Annotated in this window: 12 protein-coding genes; all 12 read left to right on the forward strand. The window is 42.7% G+C overall.

Going from position 1 to position 11,631, the window contains the following annotated elements; genetic code table 11:
• The first annotated feature begins 129 nt into the window (after positions 1 to 129).
• The 12 genes from ACE4RR_RS16415 (at position 130) to ACE4RR_RS16470 (ending at position 11,625) form a co-directional block, all read left to right on the forward strand.
• On the forward strand, positions 130 to 603 hold the full coding sequence (locus ACE4RR_RS16415; RefSeq protein ID WP_375536523.1) for an HIT family protein: 474 nt from the start codon (positions 130 to 132) through the stop codon (positions 601 to 603).
• A gap of 312 nt (positions 604 to 915) precedes the next feature.
• Positions 916 to 1,917 (forward strand): Gfo/Idh/MocA family protein, encoded by a 1,002-nt coding sequence (locus tag ACE4RR_RS16420; RefSeq protein WP_375536524.1) that lies wholly within the window; start codon positions 916 to 918, stop codon positions 1,915 to 1,917.
• Positions 1,918 to 1,962: 45 nt separating this feature from the next.
• Entirely contained in the window at positions 1,963 to 2,952 is a 990-nt protein-coding gene (locus ACE4RR_RS16425; RefSeq protein WP_375536525.1) for a Gfo/Idh/MocA family protein, read from the forward strand.
• Positions 2,953 to 2,990: 38 nt separating this feature from the next.
• Entirely contained in the window at positions 2,991 to 3,836 is an 846-nt protein-coding gene (locus ACE4RR_RS16430; protein ID WP_375536526.1) for a sugar phosphate isomerase/epimerase family protein, read from the forward strand.
• 77 nt (positions 3,837 to 3,913) lie between these two features.
• Complete coding sequence (locus ACE4RR_RS16435; RefSeq protein WP_375536527.1) at positions 3,914 to 4,843, forward strand: BadF/BadG/BcrA/BcrD ATPase family protein; 930 nt, start codon at positions 3,914 to 3,916, stop codon at positions 4,841 to 4,843.
• A 47-nt stretch (positions 4,844 to 4,890) separates the two neighbouring features.
• Positions 4,891 to 5,352: an NUDIX hydrolase gene (locus ACE4RR_RS16440; RefSeq protein WP_375536528.1), complete on the forward strand. Its 462-nt coding sequence runs from the start codon at positions 4,891 to 4,893 to the stop codon at positions 5,350 to 5,352.
• A 196-nt stretch (positions 5,353 to 5,548) separates the two neighbouring features.
• Entirely contained in the window at positions 5,549 to 6,328 is a 780-nt protein-coding gene (locus tag ACE4RR_RS16445) for a phytanoyl-CoA dioxygenase family protein (RefSeq protein WP_375536529.1), read from the forward strand.
• A gap of 231 nt (positions 6,329 to 6,559) precedes the next feature.
• Entirely contained in the window at positions 6,560 to 7,180 is a 621-nt protein-coding gene (locus tag ACE4RR_RS16450) for a YesL family protein (RefSeq protein ID WP_375536530.1), read from the forward strand.
• 151 nt (positions 7,181 to 7,331) lie between these two features.
• Entirely contained in the window at positions 7,332 to 8,666 is a 1,335-nt protein-coding gene (locus ACE4RR_RS16455) for an ABC transporter substrate-binding protein (RefSeq protein WP_375536531.1), read from the forward strand.
• A gap of 80 nt (positions 8,667 to 8,746) precedes the next feature.
• Complete coding sequence (locus ACE4RR_RS16460; protein ID WP_375536532.1) at positions 8,747 to 9,673, forward strand: carbohydrate ABC transporter permease; 927 nt, start codon at positions 8,747 to 8,749, stop codon at positions 9,671 to 9,673.
• A complete protein-coding gene (locus tag ACE4RR_RS16465) occupies positions 9,673 to 10,578 on the forward strand; it encodes a carbohydrate ABC transporter permease (protein WP_375536533.1) in 906 nt (301 codons plus the stop codon). Before ACE4RR_RS16460 ends, ACE4RR_RS16465 begins: the two co-directional genes overlap by 1 nt.
• Before the next feature lie 132 nt (positions 10,579 to 10,710).
• A complete protein-coding gene (locus ACE4RR_RS16470; RefSeq protein WP_375536534.1) occupies positions 10,711 to 11,625 on the forward strand; it encodes a class II fructose-bisphosphate aldolase in 915 nt (304 codons plus the stop codon).
• Positions 11,626 to 11,631 lie beyond the last annotated feature (6 nt).

Below are 11,631 nucleotides of genomic sequence, written 5' to 3' on the forward strand. Positions count from 1 at the left end.
TTTCATATTTATGTTCTGCGCTATATGCCTTCCATCGTTTCAAACACACAAAGTGGAGGTATGGTAAAGTATTTAAAACCAGGAAATTCGTTTATATAGCAATATGAGAGCCAAAAAGGGAGTGGAAAAATGAAAGATTGTATATTCTGCGAGCCCGCTTTGCAGCCTGAGCAAACCATACAATTCAGTAATGACTATTGCATGTATTTACAGCTTCAACATAACCAGAAGGAGGAAGACGAGAAGAGATCGAAGAAATACTTGCAGGATGTTGGGGCGGGCAGCTTCCAGAAGGAAGAACTGATGCGCGCAAGCCGCAGCCCCTTAGAGGGTTCAGGAGTCATTGTGCCAAAGCAGCATAGAGAAACGGTATTTGAATTGACTGAAGAAGAATGGGAGGCAACTTATTCATTGCTTCATAAAGTAAAAGAATACTTGGATGAAATGTTTTCCCCGGACGGGTACAATATTGGCTGGAATTGCGGTGAAACCGGAGGGCAGACCATTTTCCACTCCCACTTACATATACTTCCGAGATACAAAAATGAGCCATTCGCTGGAAAAGGAATCAGATACCTGCTTAAAGGTGCATCACAAAAATAGGAACAGCTTTGAAACAGTTGAAATAGATGGTGATTTTTCAATTGCCCTCTGCTCCTGGTGACCAATATTATTTTCGCCGATGAATTGAAAAAAGTCGCTCATCAATTTGAAAATATCGCCCATGAATCGAAAAAAGTCGCTCATGATTTGGAAAATATCGCCGATGCTTCGAAAAATACCGCCGATCAATCAAAAAATTCGCTGATGCCTTGAAAAAATCGCTGATCCTCGCAAAGAAACATGAAAAATTGCCGATTCCATCAAAAACTAATGAGACACAAATCTAACCACTTTAGAAAAGGAGAGAAAACTATGGTTCGAGTTATCGTATTAGGTCTTGGAACAATGGGGGCCACCCACGCGGAAAGCTTCGCAAAAATGGAAAATGTCCAGTTGATTGGAGTAGTAGACACCAATAAAGACCTCTTGAATGAACATGCAGAAAGATTAGGAGCGCAGGGATTTGCCAGCTTTGCAGATGCAGCCGAGCAGCTGCAGGGCCAGATTGATGTAGTGTCCGTCTGCCTGCCGACAAATCAGCATGCTTTACATGTGAAATCCTCTGCAGATATCGGGGCAGATGTTATCTGTGAAAAGCCGCTTGCCCGCACACTCGAAGAAGCGCGGGACATGATTGAATATTGTAATAGGAAAGGGGCACGGCTATTCGTCGGTCACGTGGTCCGCTTTTTTCCTGAATATGTGAAGGCAAAGGCAGTCATTAATAGCGGGCAGGTCGGTGATGTTGCTGTGGCCAGGACGATGCGGGGAGGACCGTTTCCGCAGGCTTCCGGTAATTGGTACGCTGATTATGATATCAGCGGCAGCCTCATTCTCGATATGATTATTCATGATTTTGATTTCCTGCGCTGGACGTTTGGTGAAGTAGAGCACGTATATGCCAAAAATGTTGGAGGCACTAAAGGAAAAAACAACTCGAACAGAGACTACGCGCTGGTCACCCTCCGCTTCAAAAACGGGCTGATTGCCCACGTCGAAGGCACATGGGCACATAAACAGTTCAATACATCCTATGAATTCGCGGGGAAAAAAGGAATTATCAGCTACAGCAGTGCGAAAGAAAGCCCCCTGACACTGGAAAAATCAGAAAGTGAAGCCGGACAGGCAGGAAGCGTCGCTGTGCCCGAAAGTCCTCTGGCTGATTCCCCGTACGACCTTGAGCTAAAGCATTTTATTCATTGCATTCAGTCAGGAGAAGAATCAGTGGTGACTGCAGAAGATGCGTATAAAGCGATGGAGATAGCACTGGCGGCGCTGGAATCGATCGAAGAGAAAAAAGCAGTTTTCCTATAACGAACACTATTAGCAAATGTACAGAAAATGAGGAGGGACGACAGAATGAAGGTTGGTATTATTAGTTTTGCCCATGGCCATGCCTATTCCTATACAGAGAGCCTAGTAAAAATAAAGGATGTTGAGCTGGTTGGAATTTTTGATGAGGACCAAAAGAGAGGAACAAATGCAGCTGAAGCCTATCAGACTTCATTTTTTCAAAGCTATGAAGAACTGCTGCAGCAAAAACTCGATGCGGTCGTGGTGACCTCAGAAAACGCCCATCATGCGGAGCATGCAGTAGCTGCGGCTAAATCAGGAGCTGCTGTACTTTGTGAGAAGCCTCTAGCCCATACGATTGAGGACGCAAAGAGAATAATCCAGGTTTGTAAAGAGGAAGGGGTTATGCTGCAAACAGCTTTTCCCGTACGATTTAATCAGGTTATAAAACGGACGAAGCAGCTCATCGAGCAAGGAGAAATCGGTGAAATTCTTGCGATGAAAGGAACGAACCGCGGGAAAAACCCAGGGGGCTGGTTTAACGATAAAGAGCTTTCAGGCGGAGGAGCCGTTATAGATCATACCGTTCACGTAGTAGACATTATGCGGTGGGTGACAGGCTCAGAAGTGCAGGAGGTTTTCGCTGAAGTGGATCAGCTCTTTACAGACACTCCGGTCGATGACGCCGGACTGCTGACAATGACTTTTGAAAATAACGTCTTTGCCACTCTCGACTGCAGCTGGTCCCGAAATGAAAATTTCCCGATCTGGGGGGATGTGACGATAGAATTTATTGGCACGAACGGAACCATTTCAGCTGATGCCCAGGCACAAAAGCTTGATGTCTTTCAAAGTAATGGACTTGAATATGCTTATTGGGGAGATGACATGGACGAGGCACTCGTCCAGGATTTTATTAATAGTGTGAAAAATAAAACAGATCCGTCTATTTCAGGGACGGACGGCCTGCGGGCATTAGAAGTCGCCATCTCCGCATACCAATCTGCTCAAGAAAAACAGCCGGTTTCTAATTCAAGCATTTCTACTTTCAAGTAAATAATAAATTTCGAGTCAAAAAGAAAGGAGCCAATACCATGAAAAAAGGAATTAACCAATGGTGTTATCCGTCAGGAACACCTCTTTCCAATGTACTTTCCTGGACGAAGGAAGCAGGCTTTGACGCGATTGAACTGAATGTAGGAAAAGCAGGGGACATTGGGCTGACCATGGACACTACGCCGGCAGAAGCGCAGGAAATAAAAACGCAGATCTTAAAAGCAGGTCTTACCATTGAAAGTTTATCCACTGCCCTTCTATGGGAGTATCCTCTGTCATCCAATATTGCCGAAGAACGTGAAAAGGGAAAGCATATCGTCAAAAAAATGCTTGAGCTTGCTGCAGCGATGGAGCTTGATGCCGTATTAGTCGTGCCGGGCGTAGTAACACCGGATGTTGCATATGATGCGTGTTATCAAGACAGTCTGCAGGCAATTAAAGATTTGGCTCCGTATGCCGAACAGCTTAACGTGAAAATAGCCATCGAAAATGTTTGGAACCAATTTCTTCTTTCTCCTATCGAAATGGCGGCATATATAGATGATGCAAACTCAGAATTTGTCGGGGCCTACTTTGATGTTGGAAATGTACTTCAATTTGGCTATCCAGAACAATGGATCCGTATTCTTGGACCACGTATTGTGAAAGTGCATGTCAAGGATTTCAACAAAAGTGCCGGAAACATGACGGGCTTTACAAATTTATTGGCAGGCGATGTTAATTGGAAGGCTGTAATGAGCGAGCTGAGAAATATTGATTACAGCGGTGCTCTTACTGCAGAATTAACTGCCTATAAAAGCAGCCCTTCTGCTCTAGCTCATGATACTGCAGGGCATTTGGATCTCCTGCTTTCCATGCAGAGCAGTCCGGCGGCCAGAAATTAGTATTTGATGACGAGATGTCAAACTTTTAGAGCAGCGAGGATTATATTTACTTATCAAGCGACGAAAGGGAAAGAGAAATGACCTATATTATCGGAGTAGATGCGGGCGGAACGAAAACTTCCGCCTGTCTGTTTGATCCTTACGGAAAGCTCTGCCACCAGGCATCGAGCTCTTTTGGCAATCCATTAATGGATGAACTAAAAGCGTTACAGCATGTAAAAGAGGCAATTGCGCCATGTTTTCAACTTATAAATAAAGGTGGTGATGCAGTTATCATTGTCGGTGCCGCCGGCGTGCAGAGCGGAACGTGGAAAGAAGTTTATAAGAAGCATATCAGCTCTTACTATGCTGTTCCATCGTTCGTAATGAACGATGCAGAATTAATGTATTATGCAGTTCACGAAGGAAATGATGGGGTAGTGACCATCGCTGGTACAGGCTCAGTATCCATTGGTGCCATGAAGGGAGAAATAATGATTACCGGCGGCTGGGGTCCGCTGCTTGGAGATATGGGAAGCGGGTACAGCATTGCCTTAGAAGCATGCAAGCACTTTATCTACGAATATGAACATAATCTGCCAGTTTCCAGGCTTTCTCATTCCATCCGGGAATACTGGTCTTTAGAGTCTCCACAATCCTTAAAAGAAATAATTTACCGCTCTTCTAAGGATGAAGTCGCCACCCTTTCCCAGGTAGTATCGGCGCTGGCAGAAACAGGGGACGAAAATGCCCTTTCCATTCTACGGCAGGCCGGTCAGATTCTCGCTGAGCAGACAGTGCTGCTGCATAATAAATTAGGAGCAGAAATTGGGACACTTCCTATTGCAGGAAAAGGAAGTGTGCTGGAAAAAAATAAGTTCGTGCAACAAATCTTTTCTGAAACCATTAATTCCAGTGGAAAGATTCAAAAGATTGTTTACTCAGAAGTTGAACCAGCGAAGGGCGCATATTATTACTGGCAGAAATTAAAACAAAGGGATGGGGAAATTAAAGATACTAATTTGTAAATGTGAATAAAAACGAATAGAGAATTCTGAAATTACAGTCAAATGCTATGAAAAAGGTGATGAATATCTCTGATTATATTAAAGATATTAGAAAACTCATTGGTACTAGGCCATTCATTTTAACCGGCTCCACTATTTTAGTAGTGAATGAATCTAAAAAACTGTTACTACAGCATCGTTCAGATACTGAAGAATGGGGACTGCCTGGGGGAGCTATGGAACCCGGAGAAACACTCGAACAAACGGCTGCAAGGGAACTATTTGAGGAAACAGGATTAAGAGCGAAGGAATTCAAATTTATCGATGTATTATCAGGTAAAGACTTTTATAGTAAATATCCAAATGGTGACGAGGTATACAATGTAATAAGTGTTTATCAGGCAATTAATACACACGGAGAACTCTCAATGGCTGATGGGGAAAGTATAGATTTAAAATACTTCGCTTTAAACGAGCTTCCATCACCAATGGATAAGAGAGCAGAGTTAATTATAAAGAAGTATTTATAGTAGACTTTTTGTATTAACAAGCCTTCTGTAAGAGGGCTTGTTATTTTTCATTTTTTTTGCTTATCAGAAAATTTAATAAACTTATTGATTTATTACTTAATGTTGTATATATTGTTTATAAGTCACATAATACCAAATATAAATGACTGTTTGCGCGTTTGTAAAAGCGCTCACATGATTATGGGGAGGATTTTTGTTGATTTCAAAAGAAGAAGTGCAGCATTTTGCAGAAAATGGTTATTTACATGTGCGTGCAGTGTTCAGCGAGCAGGAAGTAGAGGACATGAGAAATGGAGTTGACCGTATCGTAAACAAAGCGGCTCAATCCCGATATGACAGAAATCACGCATGGGAAGGAGATTACCTGGAGGAAAAGGAGTTAAAAAAGCTGGTGCTGAAAGGATTTCATGATGTGCACTATCAGGAGGCCGCATTCACCCGTGCAATGGTGCATCCGAATATGACATCTGTTCTTCAGCAGCTGATCGGACCGAATGTCGAGCTGCATCATTCGAAAATGCTCGTGAAGCCCCCAGAAAATGGTGCTGCTTTTCCAATGCACCAGGATCATCCCTATTTTCCTCACGAAAAGCACACGATGCTTGCGGCAAGTGTACACCTGGATGATGCAGATAAAGAAAATGGATGTCTGCATGTCGTGCCCGGCTCTCACAAAAAGGGGCCAATTCCGCATATTGGTCAGCACTACCTCGATCAAAAAGAATACTCCATTGAAGAAGGCACCCCCTGCCCAGCGAAAGCTGGAGATGTCGTATTTTTTAACTACTTAACCATTCACGGCTCCCTTCCAAATTACAGCAGCAGAACCCGCCGGAATGTACTTTATCAGTTCAGGGATCCATCCGATCTGCCTGTAAAGCAGTCACATGTGAACTGGGGACAGGGTTTAATGGTTAGTGGAGAGAAGCCGGATTACCAGGAGTATAAGCCGGAAAAGATACTGCAGACGCGATGAACGTCATTACAATTATTCTTGATACGCTTCGCCGGGGCCATGTTCTACTATGGAACCGGAGAGGCTTCTTCCTTTCTCGATGACAAAATTACCACACCTAATATAGTTAGTTTTACAGAAAAGAGTTTGCGGTTTAAAGGAGATTTGTAATTCCCTGAAGAGTATGGTGCCTCCGTAAAGTGTGGGAAGGTTAACCTTTACATTATTGTCTGGGGAAAGGAGTCAACCATCATGGTAACAACATCACCGATCATGACAAAGGTTTACGCAGTGACAGAATGGCTGATGAAGCTGGCTCTTTTAAACATATTGTGGCTCATATGCTCTCTTCCTATCATCACACTGTTTCCAAGTACAAATGCACTCTTTGCGACATTAAGAGCAAATGTGAGGGGGGAAGTAAACGGGTCTCTTTCGAAAACATTTTTCCATTTGTTTAAATGGGAATTTGGATCGAGCTACCGTATCGGCCTGTTTATGCTGTTCATAGGTTTTATTCTTTATGTTCACCTTCAGTTTGCGCTTACAGGAGATACTTCTGTATTTCTCATTTATCGATATGTGGTATATATGTTCATATTATTGTTTGTTGTGGCTTTAATGTATGTATATCCTGTGGCTGTTCACATTACGATGCCGGCCTATAAAGCAGCAGCCATGGCTTTATTCCTCGGTATAAGGCATATCTTCTGGACACTAACCGCTTTAGTGACAATGTGTATTATATTGTTTTTGTTGTACCAGTTTCAGGCGTTTGTGCTGCTTTTTTCCGGGAGCGTGATTGCTGGATTGATGACCAGTATTGCCCACTTGTTGTTCGAACGCTCAGAAAACAAACAAATAATTCAATAAATGTGTATTTATTCATTTTTTGTTGATTTATTGTTTTTTGTGGTTTATATTAATAATAATTAACAATAAACAACATAAAGTATACGGTTGAGGAGGACGATTTTTTTTTTAAGGATTTAAGTAAGCGTTTACAAAAAAGGGAGGAAATACAATGCTAAGAAGAAAAAACCCATTTTTATCTGCTCTTTTTTTACTACTTATTCTCATCATGACTGCGTGCTCCGGTGGCGGAGGTGAAGGGGAAGAAACTTCTGCTGACAATGACAGCGGAGGAAGCGATTCAAACGAAGATGTGGTGGAACTTGACTTTTGGACATTCTGGGGCTCGGAAGTGCGCCGCCCCATTGTAGAACAAATAGTGGAAGATTTTAATAGTTCTCAGGACGAGATTCAAGTAAATCATCTGTTTGTACCATTTGATGATATTTGGACAAAATCTCTTGCTCAGATTTCCGCTGGCGACCCGCCGGATGTCCTGGTAAATGATATTAGAACAACTCAGCAGCGGGCGGACAAAAACCAGGTAGAAAATCTCTCTGAATTTGTAGACAGCGATATGGAGAATCGTTTTTATCCTGATCTATGGAATACGGTTCTCCACGAAGACGAGCCATATGCTATACCCTTCAATACAGATACTCGTATATTATTCTATAACAAAGACGCTTTCAAAGAGGCTGGACTGGATCCGGATCAGCCTCCTGAAACATGGGAAGAACTTGAGGAATATGCTCAGCAGCTTGATATTCAGAATGGAGATCGTTATGAAAGAATCGGTTATTATCCGCTCTGGGGAAGCGTAGGATATGATCTCTGGCTTGGAAATGCTGATGGTGGAACAGCTTTCATTGATGAAAATGGAGAACCGGCAATCAACAGTTCCGAAAAAGTAGAAGCTCTCGAATGGGTGAAAGGCTGGCAGGACCGCTATGGTAAACGTACCATTGAAGAATTCAGTGCTAACTTTGGTGGAGAAGGCGCTAACCCTTTTATCTCTGGCCAGGTAGCAATGTATTCTGACGTAGCAACGTTCTATACGAATATCCGTGATTTCGGTGAAGGAATGAATATTGGAGTAGCGGCAATGCCTGAAAAGGAAGAAGGGAATGGACACTGGAGTGTCGGTGGTGGATTTGTATTAGAAGTTCCTCACGGAGCAGAGAATCCGGAAGCATCCTATGAATTTATTAAATTTGCCACAGACCACGAAACTCAAAAGTACTGGGCAACAGAAAACTTTGATAATGTAGCAAACATCGAAGCCTCCGAGGCAGCGGTGGAAGAACTCGAAGGCGGAGAGAAGGAAACCTATCAGACTTCTGTAGAAGCGCTTGAAGAAACAATGTTCTTCACCGCTCCGTTCGAGCTCCCAGATTATGAAGATTATATTATTCCAAATATCGACGAAGCAATGCTCGATAATATGACGCCTCAGGAAGCGCTGGACCAGAGTCAAGAAGAAGTAGAGCAGCGTTTAAATGAATAAGAGGAGAAATCGAAGTGGTTTCTGGATAGGAAACCACTTCCTCCTTATTCATCTGACAGTAAGAAGAGGGGGGCGGAAGAATGGAAATTAAAATGAAGCGGGGGAAAATAACGTCCCTTCAGAAAAAGGAAGAGCGGCAGGGGTATATGTTTATCTTCCCCTGGGTCTTTGGTTTTATCGCTTTTCTGGGCGGACCGATGCTGTTTTCTTTGTATGCAAGCTTTACTGATTATGATGTAACGTCAAGAATGAATTTCGTCGGCATCTCCAACTATACAGAACTAATATTTAATGACAAATTCTTTTGGATCTCAATGTACAATACCCTATATTACGTCATATGGACTGTGCCGTTGACCACCATCGGTGCTATTCTGCTTGGTGTTCTTCTGAATCAGGGGGCACCTGGCATGAGAGTATTCCGCACATTGTACTATCTGCCGGCGGTTTTATCCGGTGTCGCCGTCTACCTGCTGTGGATGCAGCTTTTAAGTCCCTCCACCGGTCTTATTAACGTAGTGCTTTCCTGGTTCGGTATTCAGGGTCCTTCCTGGCTGTTTGATCCGGCCTGGACCAAGCCTGCGTTGATTATGATGAAGATCTGGGCAGTCGGAGCATCCATGCTTTTGTATTTAGCAGTACTTCAAAATGTCCCCAAACAGTTGTATGAAGCGGCAGAAATCGATGGCGCCAACGCATGGCACAAGTTCCGCAATGTAACGCTTCCAATGATTACACCTGTTATTTTCTTCGATGTAGTCACTTCTACTATTGGAGGCTTTCAAGTATTTCAGGAAGCGCTGGTGATGTCGCCGGAAGGTAACGGCGGCCCTGCTAATTCCCTGCTTTTTTACAATTTCTATATGTATAGGCAGGCATTCGAACAGTTTAACATGGGATACGCTACAGCGATGGCATGGATCTTGTTTTTAATTATCCTGGTTATCACCTTAATTAACATTAAGTTCGGGAAGAAATGGGTGTATTACGAAGGAGGGGATAAATAATGAAAGCATTAGACGATCAGAAGACAGCTTACACAAAAACTAGAGCAATGAGCCGGTCCTCTCTTTCCAATCAAAGAGTGAAAAAAAGAATGAAACGAATTATTGTATTCGCCATTCTTACACTTGGAAGCTTAACAATGCTTTCGCCGCTTTGGTGGATGCTTTCTACATCGTTGAAGTCTATGCAGGAAATTATGGTGTACCCGCCGACATTTATTCCGGAAACGTTTCATTGGGAAAATTTTGCGAATGCCTGGACAGCAGCTCCTTTTACAAAGTTTTTGTTAAATACATTGTTTATTACCGGCATAACCGTTATAGCTAATGTTCTCTCTAATGCATTTGTGGCATATGGGTTTGCGAAGATAGAATTCCGCGGAAAGAAAATTTTGTTTGCCATTCTACTGGCAACGATGATGATACCGGGATTTGTCATGCTGATACCGCAGTATATTCTATTTGCAAAGTTAGGCTGGGTCAATACATATCTGCCCTTGACCATCCCTCACATTTTCGGTAGTGCATTCTTTATTTTTTTACTACGCCAGTTTTTCATGACAATACCGAATGAATTGGTTGAAGCAGCGAAAATTGATGGCGCAAGTCATTTCTATATTTGGTCCAGGCTGATGATTCCGATGATAAAGCCGGCCCTGGCGACAGTTGCCATTTTTGCTTTTAATGGGGCATGGAACGACTTAATTGGACCGCTTTTATATTTAAGCGATGAATCGATGTACACGTTACAGCTTGGCCTGGCGACATTCCAAAGCACTTTACAGACACAATGGCATTATTTGATGGCTGCCTCTATTCTAGTCATGCTTCCGGTGCTTATACTGTTCTTCCTGTTCCAGAAATATTTTATCGAAGGAATGAATTTAACTGGTGGAACGAAAGGATAACAAATTTGCTGGCTGTGATTGAAACAAAACAGAATCCTATATCTTTATCTTCTACAATTTTTGGTGTCGTTAAAAACAAGAATGAAAAAGACGTAATAGAAAATTTTTTCAACAGGATAGGTGGGAATAACAGTGGACGTTAAGTTAAAACGAGAGAACCTATATACGTTAAAAAGAATGCTCGAAACAGCAGAAAAACATACTTGCGCCGTGGGTTCATTCGCCCCGCGCTATACAGAAATGATCCGTCCTGTATTACTGGCAGGAGAGAAGGCAAAATCGCCGCTGATTGTGCAAATTTCTCAAAATGAGCTGATCCGCTACGATATTACATGTGATGAATTTGCAAATGAATTTTATAAAGTGCTTGTAGAAGAGAATATCACGGTACCAGTCGTACTGCATCTCGATCACACATATGATTTCGAGGTGATAGAAGCTGCTGTGAAAGCAGGATTTACGTCAGTTATGATTGATGCCTCTGAAAAAGATATTGACGAAAATATTGTTATTACAAAAAAAGTAGTCGAGTATGCTCGCGCAAGGGGGGTTTCAGTTGAAGCAGAGCTTGGCAGGATCGGTACTACTGATTTTATTGAAACAGACAGCGATGAAGAATTGTTCACTGATCCGGAAGAAGCTAAAAGATTTGTAAAAGAAACCAATGTTGATGCTCTGGCGGTTTCCGTTGGTACAGCTCACGGTGTCTATAATGTAAAAAAACCTACAATAGATTTTAAACGTCTGCAGGAAATTCGCAGTCTCACTCCAGTGCACCTTGTGCTTCATGGTGGATCCGGAGTGCCGGATCATATGATTCAGGAATCGGTTCATCTTCCTAACGGCGGTGTAAGTAAAGTAAATATTGCTACAGACCTGGAAATTTCTCTTCTAGACGCTCTCAGCCGTGAGGAACGAATGAAAAATGCAGAGTGTTCGGACCTTCCAGCGGTTAAGCTGGCAGCAGGACAAAAGGCGGTCGAACAGACCGTTGTGGAAAAAATCTATCGTTTTTTAAAAACCAACGGCCTGGCAGAAACTTTTTAGGGGGGA

Source organism: Alteribacillus sp. HJP-4 (assembly GCF_042139015.1).
Classification (GTDB): domain Bacteria; phylum Bacillota; class Bacilli; order Bacillales; family Marinococcaceae; genus JBHIKY01.